Annotated in this window: 21 protein-coding genes; 12 read left to right on the top strand and 9 right to left on the bottom strand. The window is 39.9% G+C overall.

The window, feature by feature from the left end:
• Positions 1 to 171: 171 nt before the first annotated feature.
• Positions 172 to 1,380, top strand: a complete 1,209-nt coding sequence (locus M5E07_RS05200; RefSeq protein ID WP_252222619.1) for an OmpP1/FadL family transporter — start codon at positions 172 to 174, stop codon at positions 1,378 to 1,380.
• A 65-nt stretch (positions 1,381 to 1,445) separates the two neighbouring features.
• Here M5E07_RS05200 and carO read toward each other — a convergent pair whose 3' ends face one another.
• Positions 1,446 to 2,171 (bottom strand): ornithine uptake porin CarO, encoded by a 726-nt coding sequence (gene carO, locus M5E07_RS05195; RefSeq protein WP_116759182.1) that lies wholly within the window; start codon positions 2,169 to 2,171, stop codon positions 1,446 to 1,448.
• Positions 2,172 to 2,462: 291 nt separating this feature from the next.
• Here carO and dapD point away from each other — a divergent pair, with 291 nt between their 5' ends.
• From dapD to M5E07_RS05165, 6 genes are all read left to right on the top strand, one after another.
• Complete coding sequence (dapD, locus tag M5E07_RS05190) at positions 2,463 to 3,284, top strand: 2,3,4,5-tetrahydropyridine-2,6-dicarboxylate N-succinyltransferase (protein ID WP_252222617.1); 822 nt, start codon at positions 2,463 to 2,465, stop codon at positions 3,282 to 3,284.
• An 82-nt stretch (positions 3,285 to 3,366) separates the two neighbouring features.
• Positions 3,367 to 4,077 (top strand): 7-carboxy-7-deazaguanine synthase QueE, encoded by a 711-nt coding sequence (queE, locus tag M5E07_RS05185; RefSeq protein WP_252222615.1) that lies wholly within the window; start codon positions 3,367 to 3,369, stop codon positions 4,075 to 4,077.
• A gap of 41 nt (positions 4,078 to 4,118) precedes the next feature.
• Complete coding sequence (queC, locus tag M5E07_RS05180) at positions 4,119 to 4,787, top strand: 7-cyano-7-deazaguanine synthase QueC (protein WP_116759179.1); 669 nt, start codon at positions 4,119 to 4,121, stop codon at positions 4,785 to 4,787.
• A gap of 16 nt (positions 4,788 to 4,803) precedes the next feature.
• Positions 4,804 to 5,214 (top strand): hypothetical protein, encoded by a 411-nt coding sequence (locus M5E07_RS05175; protein ID WP_252222614.1) that lies wholly within the window; start codon positions 4,804 to 4,806, stop codon positions 5,212 to 5,214.
• Between the two features lie 72 nt (positions 5,215 to 5,286).
• The gene (locus M5E07_RS05170) at positions 5,287 to 5,985 is read left to right on the top strand and encodes a Dph6-related ATP pyrophosphatase (RefSeq protein WP_252222612.1); all 699 of its coding nucleotides are present in this window, start codon (positions 5,287 to 5,289) and stop codon (positions 5,983 to 5,985) included.
• A 3-nt stretch (positions 5,986 to 5,988) separates the two neighbouring features.
• Positions 5,989 to 6,447 carry a peroxiredoxin gene (locus M5E07_RS05165; RefSeq protein WP_252222605.1) on the top strand — a complete coding sequence of 153 codons (459 nt, stop codon included), beginning with the start codon at positions 5,989 to 5,991 and terminating at the stop codon, positions 6,445 to 6,447.
• A gap of 51 nt (positions 6,448 to 6,498) precedes the next feature.
• Here M5E07_RS05165 and M5E07_RS05160 read toward each other — a convergent pair whose 3' ends face one another.
• Positions 6,499 to 7,104 carry a LysE/ArgO family amino acid transporter gene (locus M5E07_RS05160; RefSeq protein WP_252222603.1) on the bottom strand — a complete coding sequence of 202 codons (606 nt, stop codon included), beginning with the start codon at positions 7,102 to 7,104 and terminating at the stop codon, positions 6,499 to 6,501.
• A 139-nt stretch (positions 7,105 to 7,243) separates the two neighbouring features.
• On the opposite strand from M5E07_RS05160, the gene M5E07_RS05155 reads away from it, so the two are divergent.
• Positions 7,244 to 8,155 carry a LysR family transcriptional regulator ArgP gene (locus tag M5E07_RS05155; RefSeq protein WP_252222601.1) on the top strand — a complete coding sequence of 304 codons (912 nt, stop codon included), beginning with the start codon at positions 7,244 to 7,246 and terminating at the stop codon, positions 8,153 to 8,155.
• Between the two features lie 35 nt (positions 8,156 to 8,190).
• Here M5E07_RS05155 and M5E07_RS05150 read toward each other — a convergent pair whose 3' ends face one another.
• Positions 8,191 to 8,793, bottom strand: coding sequence for a YceI family protein (locus tag M5E07_RS05150; protein ID WP_434087796.1), 603 nt, complete (start codon positions 8,791 to 8,793; stop codon positions 8,191 to 8,193).
• A 29-nt stretch (positions 8,794 to 8,822) separates the two neighbouring features.
• Entirely contained in the window at positions 8,823 to 9,392 is a 570-nt protein-coding gene (locus M5E07_RS05145) for a nicotinate-nicotinamide nucleotide adenylyltransferase (RefSeq protein WP_116759172.1), read from the bottom strand.
• A 104-nt stretch (positions 9,393 to 9,496) separates the two neighbouring features.
• Between M5E07_RS05145 and M5E07_RS05140 the strand changes: the two genes are divergently transcribed.
• Both M5E07_RS05140 and M5E07_RS05135 read left to right on the top strand, forming a co-directional pair.
• A complete protein-coding gene (locus tag M5E07_RS05140) occupies positions 9,497 to 10,297 on the top strand; it encodes an enoyl-CoA hydratase-related protein (RefSeq protein WP_116759171.1) in 801 nt (266 codons plus the stop codon).
• 113 nt (positions 10,298 to 10,410) lie between these two features.
• On the top strand, positions 10,411 to 11,193 hold the full coding sequence (locus M5E07_RS05135) for a nitroreductase family protein (RefSeq protein WP_116759170.1): 783 nt from the start codon (positions 10,411 to 10,413) through the stop codon (positions 11,191 to 11,193).
• A 288-nt stretch (positions 11,194 to 11,481) separates the two neighbouring features.
• On the opposite strand, the gene M5E07_RS05130 is transcribed toward M5E07_RS05135, so the two are convergent.
• Positions 11,482 to 11,793, bottom strand: coding sequence for a YqfO family protein (locus M5E07_RS05130; RefSeq protein WP_116759169.1), 312 nt, complete (start codon positions 11,791 to 11,793; stop codon positions 11,482 to 11,484).
• A gap of 412 nt (positions 11,794 to 12,205) precedes the next feature.
• On the opposite strand from M5E07_RS05130, the gene M5E07_RS05125 reads away from it, so the two are divergent.
• Positions 12,206 to 12,718, top strand: a complete 513-nt coding sequence (locus tag M5E07_RS05125) for a tetratricopeptide repeat protein (RefSeq protein WP_116759168.1) — start codon at positions 12,206 to 12,208, stop codon at positions 12,716 to 12,718.
• 65 nt (positions 12,719 to 12,783) lie between these two features.
• Here the strand turns inward: M5E07_RS05125 and M5E07_RS05120 are convergent, their stop codons facing one another.
• The 4 genes from M5E07_RS05120 to M5E07_RS05105 all read right to left on the bottom strand — a co-directional run bounded on the left by M5E07_RS05120 (position 12,784) and on the right by M5E07_RS05105 (position 14,994).
• Positions 12,784 to 13,740, bottom strand: coding sequence for a DUF4424 family protein (locus tag M5E07_RS05120; protein WP_252222597.1), 957 nt, complete (start codon positions 13,738 to 13,740; stop codon positions 12,784 to 12,786).
• 170 nt (positions 13,741 to 13,910) lie between these two features.
• Positions 13,911 to 14,450: a cysteine peptidase family C39 domain-containing protein gene (locus tag M5E07_RS05115; RefSeq protein WP_252222595.1), complete on the bottom strand. Its 540-nt coding sequence runs from the start codon at positions 14,448 to 14,450 to the stop codon at positions 13,911 to 13,913.
• Positions 14,451 to 14,503: 53 nt separating this feature from the next.
• A complete protein-coding gene (locus M5E07_RS05110) occupies positions 14,504 to 14,737 on the bottom strand; it encodes a DUF4917 family protein (RefSeq protein ID WP_252222587.1) in 234 nt (77 codons plus the stop codon).
• Entirely contained in the window at positions 14,734 to 14,994 is a 261-nt protein-coding gene (locus M5E07_RS05105) for a DUF4917 family protein (RefSeq protein WP_252223704.1), read from the bottom strand. Before M5E07_RS05105 ends, M5E07_RS05110 begins: the two co-directional genes overlap by 4 nt.
• Positions 14,995 to 15,427: 433 nt before the next feature.
• Between M5E07_RS05105 and ahcY the strand changes: the two genes are divergently transcribed.
• Positions 15,428 to 16,810 carry an adenosylhomocysteinase gene (gene ahcY, locus M5E07_RS05100; RefSeq protein WP_131263492.1) on the top strand — a complete coding sequence of 461 codons (1,383 nt, stop codon included), beginning with the start codon at positions 15,428 to 15,430 and terminating at the stop codon, positions 16,808 to 16,810.
• The last annotated feature ends 44 nt before the right edge of the window (positions 16,811 to 16,854 follow it).

Here is a 16,854-nt window from a genome sequence, read left to right as displayed (position 1 = left end):
TTATGAATTGCCTCCTTGTCTTTCATAGGACGCTGCAACACTAAAATTTACTATTCAATGAAAATCTGAATCGCATAAACCTCTTGCTTCACTCTGTAGAATTCCACACAATAACAATCGCTCGCACACCAAAACAAAACCTCTTTTTATAATAATTTAGAGTATTTCAATATGTGGGTGATCCGAACCTTTACCTCTATGGTTATTTTTATTCCCCCCACATTGCAGGCGGGTGGCATGGAATTGTCTGGTCAATCCATTGGACCTTTCTTTGAGCAAGGTAATTATACTGAAATAACGCTAGCTCGCTTAAATGCAGATATTTCAGGTCAAGTCCAAAATCAAGCTGAATTGGCTGAAATCGGGGTCACTGACTTTTCTACAGGAAACTTTGTAGAAGATCGTAATTTTGTACAGGCTGCTTTAAAATTTCAGCCTTATCCGAAAGTTTCATTCGGTCTTATCTTCGATCAACCCTTTGGTGTGGATATTCAATACCATTATCGCCCCAATACCGTGATTGGACCTATTGAAATAGAATCTACAGAAATTCATTTTGACAGTCAGAACATCACCACCTTATTCGGTTATCAACTCAACCCTACTTGGCAAATTTATGCAGGCCTAGGTGTACAAAGCTTTAAAGGCGACTTACAGGTTTTTGGGCAAAGTTTCTACTTTTTAAATGGCTATCGTGCCGAATTCAAAAAAGATCATGCGCTAGGTTGGCTTGCAGGTCTAAATTATCAAATTCCAGAATACGCATTACGTAGTAGTCTCACTTATCGCTCTGCAATTAAACATCAAGTGCATGTAAATGAATCGATTCAGAACCAGCCTATTCACTTAACGACTGAAAATAAAACCAAGATAGAAACACCCGCTTCGGTTAATTTTGATTTTCAAACAGGGATTTCGCAGAAAAATCTGCTTTATGCTTCACTGCGCTGGGTTAATTGGAGTGACTACATCATTCAGCCCACACAGTTTGCCGCCATTATTGACAGTGCCGCGCAATATGCCCCTGAAATTGCCTCATTCAAAATGATTCAATATCAAGAAGATCAGTGGTCTGGAAAGGTTGGAATCGCACATCAATATAATCAGCGTTGGGTTTCAACCTTTGATTTGGGCTGGGATGTAGGTAGTGGCAATACCGCTTCTACTCTAAGCCCTGTCGATGGTTACTACAGTTTAGGACTTGGTGGACTTTACTACTGGCAACCCCAATCCTTTTTTGCTTTAGGCACACAATATTTGCACTTCAATAAAGCCAAAACGCTACAAAACACTGAGGTAAATCCCAAACTCGCCACCTTATATTCAGTCAATCAAAATGATGCTTGGGTCTTTGGTGCCAAAATCGGTCATCACTTTTAATCCATACAGTCTTTTGGCATAAAAAAACGGGCTTAACGCCCGTTTTTTCATACGTAAGATGTTACTTAGAAGTGATAGCTTACACCCAGTTTCGCCACTGGCATCCACGCATATTTATCGTCATTACGGATTTTGTTTTCTTCAGCACGTAAATCTTGCTCAGCATTGCCGCCTGCTGCGTTCACAAAGGTACCTTGCTTATCCAACTCTACAGTTGGGTTCCCTGTGTAATAAGCACCGACTTCACCAAACACACCAACACGATCGGTCACTTTAGGAGAAAAGCCTACACCAACATAAGGAGCAATGGTATTTTTATAGGACATCTGACCATTTACTGAACCATTATAAGAATAATTGGTTCCGTTAATTTTGATCGTACCATCTTGAGAACGTTTAGTTAAATCATAGTCATTGTCAATGTATGCGGCACCTGCAGCAACATAGACAGCTTTAGCAAACTTACCTTCACTTGTTCCCCAAGGACGAATCTCTGCATTCAAATAAGTCGTATTATTTTTCATGTCTAGATCGTATTTGGTGCCATCAACTGAAATATCATCAGTAGTAGAAACATCACCACCATTATAACCAAGGGTTACACCAACATATGGGTTTGCGGTCCAAGTGACAGCACCACCATACCCTGTTGTTCCCGCTTCAGCACGGACAGAAGTTGGCATTAATTGATTAGAAACGCGACCATCATTAATGACTGGTTCTTCTGCCATTGCAGTACCTGCAAAAACGGTCATTGTGGTTGCAATCGCAATTAAACTTAGTTTTTTCATTACCGGTCTCCTCAGAAGATTAAACTTTTAATCGTGAAGTTGTTTTGATGAACTCATCATAGACCAGAACATCAGTATTTTTTATGAACGATTTGCTTGGTTTTTGTTAACTTTTGATACACATTTTATAAAATATAGTTTGCAAATACCTATCAGTTTAGAAACTTATACAATTTAACATAGGTTTTTACTTAACTACCTTAATTATAAATTCCGATGCTAAGACGATTTTTCATCTATTTTGGAGCAAATATAGTGTAAAATCTTCAAAATTTTTTTGGATGGAAGATCATGTCTCAGCTTTCGACAATTATCGAACAAGCCTTTGAAGACCGTGCCAATTTCACAGCAGCAGACTGCTCTGCTGAAATCCGTGACGCTGTAGAACAAGCGATTGCAGGTTTAGATAATGGCTCATTACGCGTTGCAGAAAAAATCGATGGTGAGTGGGTTGTTCACCAATGGCTTAAAAAAGCAGTATTGTTATCGTTCAAATTAAACGACAACAAGCCAATCGAGTCAGGCGATCTTCGTTTTTACGACAAAGTAGACACTAAATTCTCTGGTTGGACTGAAGAACAGTTCAAAGCAGCAGGTGTTCGTGTAGTACCTCCAGCAGTTGCTCGTAAAGGCAGCTTCCAAGCCAAAAATGTAGTATTGATGCCATCATACGTCAACATTGGTGCTTATGTAGATGAAGGCACAATGGTTGATACATGGGCAACTGTAGGTTCATGCGCACAAATCGGTAAAAACGTACACTTGTCTGGTGGCGTAGGTATCGGTGGCGTACTTGAGCCATTGCAAGCAAACCCAACCATTATTGAAGATAACTGCTTCATTGGTGCACGTTCTGAAATCGTGGAAGGCGTGATTGTTGAAGAAGGCTCTGTCATTTCAATGGGCGTATTCATTGGTCAATCAACCAAGATTTATGACCGTGCAACTGGTGAAATCCACTACGGCCGCGTACCTGCGGGTTCTGTCGTTGTTGCGGGTAGCCTTCCTTCTAAATGCGGTACTTACAGCTTATATGCTGCAATTATCGTGAAAAAAGTTGATGCGCAAACACGTTCTAAAACGAGCTTGAACGAATTATTACGCGAAGACTAATTTTTCAAAATGCTTTTCGGTCTCTACGGTCAGACATGATCGTAGAGATTTTTATTTTTCTATCTTGTGGTTATTTTGTACTATGAATACTCTCAGATCTTCGGCTATTCCTGTTTCTGATCCGGCTGCGGGCTTACGCATCACGGAGATTTTCTATTCATTACAAGGTGAAGCAAATGCAGCAGGACTCCCTACGGTATTTATTCGCCTAACGGGTTGCCCACTACGCTGTACCTATTGTGATACTACCTACTCCTTTGAAGGTGGAGAGCGTCTATCGCTCGAACACATTATTCAAACCACACTCGATTTTAAAACCCCCTATGTCTGCGTGACAGGTGGTGAACCTCTGGCACAGCCCAATGCTTTACCATTAATGCAACGTCTAGCTGACCTTGGCTGTGAAGTGTCTTTAGAAACCAGTGGTGCCTTAGACGTTTCTAAAGTTGACCCGCGTGTTTCTAAAGTTTTAGATCTTAAAACCCCAACTTCCGGTGAAGAACAGCGCAATTTAATCAGCAATCTTGATTACTTGACACCACACGACCAAATTAAATTCGTGATTTGCAACCGTGAAGATTATGAGTGGTCAAAATTACAGGTTGCAGAATACCAACTACAGGATAAAGTCAGTACCGTTTGGTTCTCCCCTGCTTTTGCTGTAGAAAAAGGTGCGGTACGCTTACCACAACTTGCGCGAGACTTAGCGCAATGGATTTTAGAAGACCATCTCCCTGTTCGCTTCCAATTGCAATTACACAAATTGCTTTGGAATGATGAAACTGGTCGTTAATTTAGTTCTGTTCTTAAATACATCTATTTGGAGATTTTAATATGCGCCCTCGTGCCATAGTTTTGTTATCTGGCGGCTTAGACTCAACAACTTGTTTGGCTTGGGCGCAAGCACGTTATGAATGTATTGCAATCAGTTTTATGTATGGTCAACGCTCGACCACTGAACTTGATGCTGCTCGTGCATTAACTCAACGTGCTGGTGTAGAACATCGTGTCATTAATATTGATTTAGGTAACTTAGGTGGTTCTGCTTTAACAGATCACAGCATTGATGTACCTGAACAGTTGCAAGAAGGTATTCCTGTAACTTATGTTCCAGCACGTAACACTATTTTCTTATCTTATGCTTTAGCGGCAGCGGAAGTTTTTGGTGCAGAGGCCATTGTGATTGGCATCAATGCCGTTGATTATTCAGGTTATCCAGACTGTCGTCCTGAATTTATTGACGCTTTTGCCAACATGGCACGCTTGGCAACTAAAGTTGGCGTGGAAGGAAAACCTCTTAAATTTGAAACACCTCTGTTACATTTATCCAAAGCAAATATCATTCGCTTAGGTATAGAACATGGCGTAGACTATAGTCAAACGGTGTCTTGCTACCAAGCAGATGACCAAGGACGTGCTTGTGGTAAATGCGACAGCTGCCGCTTACGCAAACAAGGCTTTGAAGATGCAGGCGTAGCAGACCCAACACGTTACATACCGTAATTACAGGGTACAGTTTATGAAAAATTTAAAATCAAACATTATTCTTTCTACATTGGTTTCAGCAGCGGCATTGTTCGCAACAGCTTCACATGCTGCTGAGTCAAACAAACTACAAGAAGCATATAAAAGCACCAATGTAAAAGCTGCATTAATTAATGTTTGTAAAGAAGAAACAGCCAAAGGTAATAAATTATCGAGCGCTGAAGTAAGCAAATACTGTACTTGTGCAGTTGAAGCAGATGGTAAATTAACCAATGCTCAAAAATGGGAAATTCAAAGCACAATTAACCAAAAGAAAAGCCCAAGCACATTGGCTTTTGTTCAAAAGCAGAATAAAGATTTACAAGCCTGCTTTGGTCCTCAGTTAACGACAAAATTAAAGTCATTAACTGAAGCAGCAATGAAAAACGCACAAGCGAAAAAATAATTCGCTCAACGTGAATGAAGCCTGCTTTATGCAGGCTTTTTCTATGTCACAAAATTGATAGAACTCGAAACTATGTGCATTGAATGGAATACAAACGCTCAAGGTCAAAAATTTGTCGCTTCTTATAGCGGTGGGAAAGATAGCACTCTTGCACTCTACCAAGCCATGCAAATGGGTCAGCCTGTTGCACTAATTGTTATGCTTGAAGAACAAGGCTTAAAGTCACGCTCACATGGTATGTCGCTCGACATTATTCATGCTCAAGCTAATGCCATTGGATTACCCATCTTTACTGCTTCTGCAACTTGGCAAGATTATGAAAGTCATTTCATTCAACTGCTGCAAAAAGCCCAAGCCCTCGGTGCGGAAACCTTGGTCACAGGTGATATTGATTTAATGGCACACGCTGAATGGAATCAATCGGTTTGCGATAAAAGTCAGCTCAGTTTATGTATGCCACTTTGGCAACGTCCTCGTTTAGACATTGTACAGGAATTTATTTCACTGGGATTTCACAGCATGATTGTTACCGTGAATCTTAACCTACGCATGAAAGCTGAAGATTTAGGGCAAATCCTCACGCTTGAATATATTCAACAGCTTGTGGAAAGAGGTATTGACCCTTGTGGTGAAGCGGGTGAATTCCACACAACAGTGATTAATGGCCCTATTTTTAAACATGCGCTCAACATTATGAAAGGTGATATTCTCTATCACGAAAATTACGCCTTTTTACCCCTTGAACTAGAACAACACCAGATTGAAGGATAAACCATGACGGATACAATTCAACTTCCAAATCAAGCTTTCCCCACCACTACTGGCGAAATCAATTTAACTGAAGTACCTACTGAATGGTTAATTGTTTATTTCTACCCGAAAGATTCAACGCCAGGCTGTACCACACAAGCCGTTGGTTTTTCATGTTTAAAAGACCAATTTGATGCACTTAATACCAGTATTTTTGGGGTTTCACGTGATTCAGTTAAAGCCCATCAGAACTTTACTGAAAAGCAGGCTTTAACGATTAATTTAATCAGTGACAAAGAAGAAGTTCTGTGCAAACACTTCGATGTGATTAAAGAAAAGAATATGTATGGCAAACAAGTCATGGGCATTGAACGCTCAACCTTTATTTTCCATCAAGGCAAGCTCGTTAAAGAATATCGTAAAGTCAAAGCTGCGGGACATGCAGAACAAGTTCTTGCAGATCTAAAAGCATTACAAGCCTAAGACCCAAAGCCGCTGTCACTCTGAACATTGCAAGGTCAGCGGCTTTACCCCTTAAACACCCATAATTAAAGACAGTGAGATACCCCACATCATCAAGGCAATTAAACCATCTAAAACTTTCCATGCTTTAGGATTTTCAAAAATTGGCGTTAATAATCGTGCCCCATAACCTAAACTGAAAAAGAATAACCATGATGCAGTCATAGTACCCAGCGCAAAATAGAGTTTGCTCTGCTCAAATTGGGTTGAGATAGAGCCAATCAGGACCACAGTATCCAAATAAACGTGTGGATTGAGCCAAGTTAATGCCAAACACACCATCAAGATTTGACCCAATTTTGTTTCGTTTTGCTCTGCTGCATGCAAAGCCTGATTGGATTTGAAAGCCGCACGTAAATGTTGTAAGCCATACCAAAATAAAAATAATGCCCCTGCCCATTTCGCCATGCCCAATATTTCAGGGTAATGCTGAAGTACTACTGAAAAACCTGTGATTCCTAATAGAATTAAAATCGAATCGGACAGCGCACAAACAAAGCAAACCCAAAATACCGACTGCTGTTTTAAACCCTGCTTTAAAACAAAAGCATTCTGTGCCCCAATCGCCACGATTAGACTAAAACCAATCGCGATCCCCTGTAAATACGTTTGTAACATGACTTTTTCAACTCTATTTTTTGCTCCATCGCATTATCAATCATTTTTTATTTAACTAAATAAAACTAAAAAAATATCAATTTAACTCAATTTATCTTAGATTATAACCATGACTTATTGCTTGGACTAAAACCCCATCATGTTGAACAGTAAACAATGCGATGCGTTTTTAGCTGTTGCAGAAACAGGTAGTTTTGATTTGGCGGCAGAACGTTTATGTATTACGGCATCTGCCGTCACCATGCGCGTGCAAAGTTTAGAAAAATCTTTAGGGCATCTTTTAATTGTGCGTGAGCGTCCTTGCCGTGCCACTCAGGCAGGATTATCCTTATTACATTATTTGCAACACACTCGACGATTAGAACAGAACCTGTTACAGGACTTAACGGGACAAACACCTGAATCACCATTCTATCAACTCAATATTGCCACTAATGATGATTCCCTTGCGACTTGGTTACTGCGAGCAATACGCGAAACCTTGTTACGTGAAAAAATTGTGGTGCATTTAAAAGTAGATGATCAAACCCAAACTCACCATTTACTTGAAGCAGGATTAGTCAGTGCCTGTATTACAACGGAACAGCAACCAATGAAAGGCTGTGTTGCAAAGCGCTTAGGCTGTATGAATTATCGAATGGTGGCAACCCCAGAATTCAGCCGACGCTGGTTTGCACAAGGTTTAAACCGTCAGAGCTTAAGAATGGCGCCAGCGGTGATTTATAATGATAAAGACCATCTGCATACCGATATTATTCTGGAAAAATTTGGCTTAAATATTGAGAGCTATCCACACCACTTTATTCCTTCTTCAACGGCTTTTGTAGAAGCGATAGAATTTGGTTTAGGATTTGGAATGGTACCAGATTATCAAATTGGACAGCGCTTACATACGGGAGAATGGCTTGAACTATTACCCGATTCACATATCAATATTCAATTATATTGGCACCACTGGAAGCAACAATCACCGCCATTGGCACAACTCACGCGAGATATGATCGACAAAGCGCCAAGCTATATGAATCAGCAAATGAATACTTCTTTTTAATCAGACACGCTACGCATGAACTGAGCACATCGGGTTTAGTCAGCCTTTTTCCATTGTCCGATGACTTGAATATTTACTTTTTCACCAATTCCACCTAGGGCTTTTTTCATACCAAAATCGCTACGGCGAATTATGGTATACGCCTCGACATCTAACACATCAGGATTATTCGAATTCGGAACTAATCTAGCATTAAACGAAATTGGATGGGTCACACCTCTTAAGGTCAAATTGCCGAGAATCTGATAACGATGATCTCCAAGCGCTTTAAATTGAGTGCTGGTAAATGTCGCTGTTTTATATTTTTCTACATAAAATAAGTCTGGGCCCAAAACCATCTGTTTGAAAGACGGTCTATTCAAGCGGATACTGGTGATATCGAATATCACCTCGGCTGTGGCTTGTTCGGGTTGTTTCAAATCAAACTGAAGACTGGATTGGACTTTTTCAAACTGACCTTTCACAAAAGTCACGCCAAAAGAGTCAATATGAAAACCAACTTCAGAATCCGCAGATAAATGCCATGGGCTAGCCAATGCAGTTTGAATAGACATAATCATGGCAAATGCATAAATATACCCAGAAACCCGAGGTGGACGTGAAGCCCCGTAAGCTCCAACATGGTATCGCATATCCATTCCCTCAAACGAGGTGATGAAGATATAGTTTACTCAAGATTGGTTTTATCTTGGGTCTGGTATTTGTGTTGTAATTGTTGATAAAGCACGCTTTGCTTGAAGTTTTGTAAAAAGGCAACCGTGCCTTGCGGAAAAGTATCTTCCCAAATCTCCCCACGATAATAAGCTTCACGCATAGGGGTCGCAGACATCGCACCTTCTAAACTGTCAATTTCAACCATTTCCCATTCTGGAAAAAGTTCTAAATAATAAGAAGATTCATCTTTAAAATGTCCAATCAACCCCACTTTATGTTCAGGTTTTACCACCACTGCAACTAAGCTTTTGACCAAATTCACCCATTTTTTATCATTATAAACATCGACAACATGTACAAAATGAATACGCGCAGCATCTTCCGCAGAGAAATTCGACAAAATCATCTGTTCACGTTCTTGAGCGGTAAATGGGTTCTTAATATTTCGTTCCATCTGTGCTGAACCCAATGCCAAAATAACATGGTCACTCAGTTCCAGCGCAATTTGGATGGTTCGCATATGTGCCAAGTGAAACGGCTGAAAACGACCAATAAATACCAGATAATCAAATGTATGTTTCATAGAGAATGAACTTTTTTATGAACTCATCAGTAGCAGCGTTATTGTTTAAGATACGACATAATGGCTCATAAAATTTAACTAAATTTTAAAGCAAGGATAGTACGATGACGCTCAGTTGTATTCAACAACCACATGAACATTTAAATGCAAATTTAGACAACGGTATTTTGACGTTAGCCATTAACCGCCCAAAAGCAAAAAATGCATTGTATGGTGAATTGTATTTATGGATTGCTCAAGCCCTAAATGAAGCGGATCAATCTAAAGATGTACGCGTAGTGATTTTACGGGGTGAAGATGCAGATTTCACTGCGGGAAATGACATGCAAGACTTTATGCAATTCATTCAATCCCCACTACAAGGAAAATCTGGCGATGCGCCCCCTTTTGTGGTGTTAAAAGCCGCGGCGCGTTTTTCTAAACCATTAATTGCTGCGGTGCGTGGTGTGGCCATTGGCATTGGCGTGACTATTTTGCTGCATGCTGACCTTGTGTATAGCGACCAAACTGCATTATTCCAAATCCCATTTGTCAGCCTTGGGCTTTCACCAGAAGGTGCAGCTAGCCAATTACTGATTCAACAAGCGGGTTACCACAAAGCGGCTGAATTGTTGTTTACTGCCCAAAAATTTAACAGTGAAAAAGCAGTTGCAGCAGGTCTAGTCAACAGCATCGAAGAAGATGTTTATGCAGCAGCACTCAAACAAGCGCAAATTTTAGCGGCATTACCATTGGCATCTTTACGTCAAACCAAAGCGCTCATGAAGCATAACCTAGACAGCATCGTGGACTGTATTGACCATGAGGCTGAGATTTTCATGCAGCGTGTTTCTTCACCAGAAATGGCTGAAGCGGTTGCTGCATTTATGCAAAAACGTAAACCTGATTTTGCTCAATTTAACTAATTGAACCTCAAAAGGGGCCTTATGCCCCTTTATTTTAGCTCACCCAAATACAACACCTGTTAAACAGCACCCGATATATTCTAAAACAACAACTTTCAAAATTTATAAATCCTATGACAGATACCAATCATACAAATTTCATTGCAGATGACTCAGGCAAACCACGTTATTACGAACCTGCACCACAAGATATTGATGTTGCTAATTTCCGTAAAGTGATTGAAAGCCGTCGTTCAGTGCGAAAATTTACAGACCGTGCCATTCCTAACGAAGTTTTAGATGCTTGTTTGGATTTAGCACTGCTCGCGCCCAACTCATCCAATTTACAACCGTGGACTTTTTATGTGGTACAAAGCCCCAGCAAGAAAAAACAACTAATTAAAGCCTGCTTAAATCAATTGGCGGCCAAAACTGCTGCCGAACTGATTGTCTGTATTGCGCGTACAGACCGTTTGGATGATATGGCAAAACGCAACATCAGCGAATTTCCATTTCCTGAAACACCTCCCGCGGTGCAAAAATATTATCGAGTGATTCCATATAACTATAAAACTGGTTACTTCAATGCCTTAGGCAATGTTAAAAAAGTCGCGTTCAAGTTGGTACGTACCTTTGATAAGCAATTGCCCGTCACGGCTTTTAATGCGGCTGATGCCAAATTATGGGCAAGCAAAACCACAGCGCTGGCGTGTGAAAATCTGGTTTTGGCTTTGCGTGCCTATGGTTTCGATAGCTGCATGATGGAAGGTTTTGATGAGCCAATGGTTCGAAAAATCTTAAAACTGAATGAGCAGCAATATCCTGTCATGGTCATTGCAGCAGGCGAACGTGCGAAAGACGGCGTGTTTTTCCCACAATATCGTTTTAATCGTGAGTTATTTATTCAGAAGGTTTAATTTTAAACTCAATTGAATTCATCACAAAAGTTGGATACACATTCACGTCATCAGCAACTGTTCGAGGCAAGATCAATATGTTTCGTATAGTTTCTGCGATCCACTACATCAAATAATCATTTCTGCCGAGTTTTGCTGATGACAATGGTTTTGCTTACTTTTCCCGAAAGAAAAGTAGGTCGAACCTGAACAAGATTGAAATATATTTCAATCGCAGTGCAAGACGAAATGGGTCAAACCCGAAATTACAACATCAACAATAAAGACACTACTAAGCTTTCTTTAATATTAAATATCCAGTATTTGAATAAACTCAAAAGCAGGCTCTTCATAAGGATGGCTGATTTTAAGCGCGTGAGCCACAGCTTTGGCATGGGCTTCTGGCACAATGGTTTCTACACGCCATTCAGGTACTTGTTCTAAACTGTCCAACTCACCAATAAATGGATTTGCACCTTGCATAGGCTTAAACTGCCCTGTCCCCAAAACCTGCCAAGCACAGTGTTCATAATTGCCAATTCCCCCAGCCCCTGCTGAAAAAATTGCTTGTTTAGTCGACTCTAGGTGACTCTCTGGAACGTAATAAATTAATTTCAGCATAAGTACCCTTTTTTTCAAATCTACATAAATATGCGTATTGTTGAATGATTACTTCTTAAAATACAAGCAAGCACGATCACTTCAAACATGTATATTGGTTTCACCCCCAGAAAATTTGACTAAACCTTCGACCATTTTGCTTTAATTCATCATCAATAAAAATATGGATTTCTCTGTTTAGCCTCCATCCTCAAAATCAAATCCACAATCTAATTCCAATCTACTCAAATATCATTGCATGGTGTTTTATCGTTTTGCTTTGGCAATTAGGTGGCTATCTACTTTCTGCACTCAGTTTAGTCAGTGCTTTGATCGCTTGGTTTTAATGCTGCACTTCGCCAAGGCTTTTAGGCTATAATCACTGAGCCAATCATCAGATTGGCTTTTTTAATTGACTGCCTTTGGAATTTCTATGTCTCAGCTTCCTTCTATTTCAGCAGAACTGATTAATCGTGCAATTGCCGGAAATGCAGCAGCACAGTTCGAAGTTGCCACTTTATACATGGAAAGTGAAGATGAACAACACATTGAACTTGCTGAAGAATGGGCACTGAAAGCTGCTGGAAATGGCAATGTCGAAGCCATGTACTGGCTTGGTGAAGGTTATACCGTTTATGCAAAGGACCTTTTAGAAGAAGATCCTAAAGAAGCCAAATATTATTTTGAACAAGCCTACCATTGGCTTAAGCAAGCCAGTAGCGTCAAACATGCGGCTTCTATTTTAGAACTTGCAGGTTTCTACCGTCGTGGTGATGTGGTCGAAAAAGATGTTGCCAAATCTGTAGCCTTGGTACAACAAGCCGCAGAACTAGGTGACGTACAAGCCATGCGCGATTTAGCTTGTATCTATGCACATGGTCTAGGTGTTGAAATTGATGAAGCCAAAGCAGATGAATGGAACAGTAAAGCGCAACAATCCAACTAAACGCGAACAATAAAAAATCAACAGAAACCCCGTCCAAAATGGGTTTCTGTTTTTATTCAATCAATTTACTGACGGATATGGACAAAAATAAGGTCTAAATCATATTTCGGTACAAAATTCTTTTTCCGCATTTCAAACCGTGTTGGGCTTATTTTTTCAACTTTGCCCTCCCAACAGAATGAAACTAACTCTCCTGCATCTCGCTCAACGGTCAGTTTAAAATCTGCAATGGGTTTAGCCCAGTTAGCCCCTGTCGTTAAAATATAGCTCAATGCTTGATAAGGTGCGTGCTGTGCCTTGGCTTTGGCGAGTCCCGCTTTAAAGTGCTTATCCATACAGTAGGTTTTTTCATCTTCTTCTGGATAAAGTGACACTGAACCGCCCACCAATGGTGCATATTGATGCTGAATGCGCGTAGTACTATTGGCTTTAAAATTTTGCTGCCAACTATAAATAACCTGCGCTTCCCAATAGATTTCATCGCCCGCTTGATACGGTTTTAACAACTGCTGCACTTGAGGCTCTTTACAGGCAAACATCCGACCACTGTAATTTATATCTTGCTGCATACTCCACGGATACATCAAATCATGTTCAGTAAATCCACATTTTTTTAAAGCAGCGGTCACATCAACAGGTTCACCTTCCCAATTAATTTCACCTTGTTTGGTCAACGTCGGTAAAAATGCACGCACATGCTGTTGGGGTTGAATACTCTTGCCATTGGCTTGCACTTTAAAGCTTTGCAGCAAATGTTCAGTATTTGCAAAATCGCTTTCACGCGAACTTCCCACACGCGGTAAAGGAAATAACACTGTTTCTTGAAGGTCTTGATTGGTCAGATTCTTAAATTGATAATCCACACGGATCTGCTTTTTACTCACAAACAAATCTTCACTTTGCATGGAGATTTTAGGATTTTTCAGATATTGCACACCGCCTGTTGCCACAAAACCGGTACTGTCATTGGCATTCACCAAACCACATATACACAACAGCCCTAAACCATAGCTCCATTTCATCTGATTCTTCCTTCTTCTGTTTTTTTAGTTCTTCAATACTTTATTAGTAAACCGATAATTTAAAATCAGATCAATATTACCCTTCAATCTTGATCTGCAAATCGACTCAACAATATGGCTTTATCTATTCGGCATCTTAACGAAATAAATAAAGCCAAAGTCCGATGCAATCAGTTCAATAGAGTTGATTGAAGTTTCGCCTCACGATCATCAATAATAATAACCTGTCGGCAGATGCCTTCTGCTTTTCGTTGTTGTTCAAACACTAAGGCTGGCATTGGTTCAAAATTATCAAAGAAACAAATTTCCTGATCATCTATTGAATACACCAAGGACTGGTTGCCCACTTCATCTAAAGTGTCATAGTAGACAATGACCATTTTACCCTGCTCAATCTGGGACTGGATCTGGGTATAGCTCAGCGCAGGCTCAATTGGGATGCGTAAAGCTTTCGCCTCGGCATAACTTTGTCTTTCAGTTCTATCTATGTTGGGGTCGGGGTCTGTAGAGAAAGTGACCTTAAATCCGATCTTTTTTAAAGCAACGGCTAGTGCAATCGTAAAGGTACCATCTTGACGATCATGTCGGCATAACTTAATCAATTCATTCATGTCGACATGCACACCATGATGTTGCAGCAACATCCAAACGGCAAATACACCACAATTCGCTTCTAGATTCAGCAAAGAATCAGGAATCTCTAAAGCCATAGGTTCACTCTCAAGATGATATGAGGCGGATGATAATGCTTACAGATTTAAACTCAAGGATTATTCCAACAACCTGAGCTTTGACTATCAAAAAATTCCACCTCAACTTGTGGAGCTAACTTATTTATTTCAGTATAAATACGATGACACTCTGATTGATCTTTAGAGTAAGTAGAAATTGCAATTTTGCCACTTAATTTATGCTTAAAAATTTGATCAACCAAGTGAGACTCTTGTTTCCCTATACCCCAACCGTAAATCACCAAATTAGTTTTTGCGTTATTCAATCTGGCAAAACTTCATAGAAAATGGTGCTCAAGCATTTTGTAAATTCATAAAGTTGGGGGAACTGACCTGCAATCTGATCTCTAGAACAATGTACTGCTCGCACAACTTGAATCAATGCATTTTTTATATTTTCATAGGCTTTATTGGTCGTACTCTCTTCTATTCGCAATTTTTCATTAATCAATTTTGCATGCCAAACTAAACGAAGAATTAACTCAAAGTCGATGGTATCAAATTCTTGAAAAAGCATTGAAATGTCTTCATTGAAAAGTTGTAATTTTTCAGCTTTTTCTTTTAAAGATTTAAAACAAATTTCGAATGAAGCGCCATACCAGCACCGTTACCAATGATTACACTGCCATTAACCTAGTCAGCCGAAATATCACTCCAATTTTTTATTTTATAATTTATTTCTTTATTCATCACTAAGTTATCTAAGTACTCATTTATCAGTCAAATAATAACCAATTACTGATTGGAACTAAAACAATTTCCAAGTACAATATGCAACTCGTCGAGGGGTGCTGCGACTTTTTCACAGGCTGATTTTCAAAAACAGTAATGTGAAATCGCTAGGCTCGACGATTCGGTCAAAACTTCTGTGAAATACTGGTTTTGATTAACAACGGCATCCGCGAACATAACGATCCAATCTATTTTTATTGTTATTTAATAACTAGGAGATCCAGATGAACGCGGTTACTGCTTCATTTACAGATTACAAAGTTGCTGATATTTCACTTGCTGATTACGGCCGTAAAGAAATTAAACTTGCTGAAGCAGAAATGCCAGCATTGATGGGTCTACGTAAGCGTTATGCAGCTGCAAAACCACTTGCTGGCGCAAAAATCCTTGGTTGTATCCATATGACCATTCAAACTGCTGTTCTCATTGAAACATTGGTTGAATTGGGCGCAGAAGTTCGCTGGACATCTTGTAACATCTTCTCTACTCAAGACCACGCTGCTGCTGCAATTGCGGCTTCTGGTGTACCTGTATTTGCTTGGAAGGGCGAAACAGAAGAAGAATACATGTGGTGTTTAGAACAACAAATCAATGTCAATGGCACACCTTGGGATGCCAATATGATTTTGGATGATGGTGGTGACTTAACACTACTTGTTCATGAAAAATATCCAGAAGTCATTGCTAAAATTCACGGTGTAACAGAAGAAACAACAACAGGTGTTCAACGTCTGTACGAAATGCTTCGTGATGGCACTTTAAAAGTTCCTGCAATCAACGTAAACGATTCTGTTACTAAATCTAAAAACGACAACAAATACGGTTGCCGTCACTCACTTAACGATGCAATCAAACGTGGTACAGATATGCTTTTATCTGGCCGTCGTGCACTTGTAATCGGTTACGGTGACGTAGGTAAAGGTTCTGCTCAATCTCTTCGCCAAGAAGGTATGATTGTACGTGTAACTGAAGTTGATCCTATCTGTGCTATGCAAGCATGCATGGACGGTTACGAAGTTGTATCTCCATACAAAAATGGCGTACAAACAGGTAAAAAAGAAGACGTAAATGCTGATCTTCTTCAAAACACTGACCTAATCGTAACTACAACGGGTAACTACCACGTATGTGACGCTGCAATGCTTGATTCATTAAAAGCAGGCGCTGTTGTTTGTAACATCGGTCACTTTGATACTGAAATCGACACAAACTACTTACGTGGTTACAAGTGGGTTGAAGTTAAGCCACAAGTTCACCAAGTTTACCGTTCAGAAGATGAAAATAACTACCTAATCCTGCTTTCTGAAGGTCGTTTGGTTAACCTTGGTAATGCAACAGGTCACCCATCACGCATTATGGATGGTTCTTTTGCTAACCAAGTATTGGGTCAAATGCATTTGTTCGCTGAGAAATTTGCAGATCTTCCTGAAGCTGAAAAAGCTGCGAAAATCCGTGTAGAACTTATTCCTAAGAAATTAGACGAAGAAGTTGCTGCTGCGATGGTTGCTGGTTTTGGTGGTGTTCTGACTCAATTGACTCAAGAACAAGCAGACTACTTAGGTGTAGCAGTTGAAGGCCCATTCAAATCGGATACTTATAAATACTAATTTTTCACCTCTCCTAAATCCTCTCTTAAGAGGAGAGGACTTTT

The sequence above is a fragment of the Acinetobacter tibetensis genome (assembly GCF_023824315.1).
Classification (GTDB): Bacteria; Pseudomonadota; Gammaproteobacteria; order Pseudomonadales; family Moraxellaceae; genus Acinetobacter; species Acinetobacter tibetensis.
The sequence above is the reverse complement of the archived record's forward strand: the minus strand, read 5'-3'. Positions and strand labels throughout refer to the sequence as shown.

What these genes read in the sequence shown, in the direction of transcription:
- M5E07_RS05145 (WP_116759172.1), bottom strand. Translation starts at nt 9,392, where the DNA reads ATGAAACATACATTTGATTATCTGGTATTTATTGGTCGTTTTCAGCCG.
- M5E07_RS05150 (WP_434087796.1), bottom strand. Translation starts at nt 8,793, where the DNA reads ATGGATATGCGATACCATGTTGGAGCTTACGGGGCTTCACGTCCACCT.
- M5E07_RS05120 (WP_252222597.1), bottom strand. Translation starts at nt 13,740, where the DNA reads ATGAAATGGAGCTATGGTTTAGGGCTGTTGTGTATATGTGGTTTGGTG.
- queE (WP_252222615.1), top strand. Translation starts at nt 3,367, where the DNA reads ATGAATACTCTCAGATCTTCGGCTATTCCTGTTTCTGATCCGGCTGCG.
- M5E07_RS05115 (WP_252222595.1), bottom strand. Translation starts at nt 14,450, where the DNA reads ATGGCTTTAGAGATTCCTGATTCTTTGCTGAATCTAGAAGCGAATTGT.
- M5E07_RS05175 (WP_252222614.1), top strand. Translation starts at nt 4,804, where the DNA reads ATGAAAAATTTAAAATCAAACATTATTCTTTCTACATTGGTTTCAGCA.
- M5E07_RS05140 (WP_116759171.1), top strand. Translation starts at nt 9,497, where the DNA reads ATGACGCTCAGTTGTATTCAACAACCACATGAACATTTAAATGCAAAT.
- M5E07_RS05160 (WP_252222603.1), bottom strand. Translation starts at nt 7,104, where the DNA reads ATGTTACAAACGTATTTACAGGGGATCGCGATTGGTTTTAGTCTAATC.
- M5E07_RS05125 (WP_116759168.1), top strand. Translation starts at nt 12,206, where the DNA reads ATGTCTCAGCTTCCTTCTATTTCAGCAGAACTGATTAATCGTGCAATT.
- M5E07_RS05200 (WP_252222619.1), top strand. Translation starts at nt 172, where the DNA reads ATGTGGGTGATCCGAACCTTTACCTCTATGGTTATTTTTATTCCCCCC.
- queC (WP_116759179.1), top strand. Translation starts at nt 4,119, where the DNA reads ATGCGCCCTCGTGCCATAGTTTTGTTATCTGGCGGCTTAGACTCAACA.
- ahcY (WP_131263492.1), top strand. Translation starts at nt 15,428, where the DNA reads ATGAACGCGGTTACTGCTTCATTTACAGATTACAAAGTTGCTGATATT.
- M5E07_RS05135 (WP_116759170.1), top strand. Translation starts at nt 10,411, where the DNA reads ATGACAGATACCAATCATACAAATTTCATTGCAGATGACTCAGGCAAA.
- dapD (WP_252222617.1), top strand. Translation starts at nt 2,463, where the DNA reads ATGTCTCAGCTTTCGACAATTATCGAACAAGCCTTTGAAGACCGTGCC.
- M5E07_RS05155 (WP_252222601.1), top strand. Translation starts at nt 7,244, where the DNA reads ATGTTGAACAGTAAACAATGCGATGCGTTTTTAGCTGTTGCAGAAACA.
- M5E07_RS05170 (WP_252222612.1), top strand. Translation starts at nt 5,287, where the DNA reads ATGTGCATTGAATGGAATACAAACGCTCAAGGTCAAAAATTTGTCGCT.
- M5E07_RS05130 (WP_116759169.1), bottom strand. Translation starts at nt 11,793, where the DNA reads ATGCTGAAATTAATTTATTACGTTCCAGAGAGTCACCTAGAGTCGACT.
- carO (WP_116759182.1), bottom strand. Translation starts at nt 2,171, where the DNA reads ATGAAAAAACTAAGTTTAATTGCGATTGCAACCACAATGACCGTTTTT.
- M5E07_RS05165 (WP_252222605.1), top strand. Translation starts at nt 5,989, where the DNA reads ATGACGGATACAATTCAACTTCCAAATCAAGCTTTCCCCACCACTACT.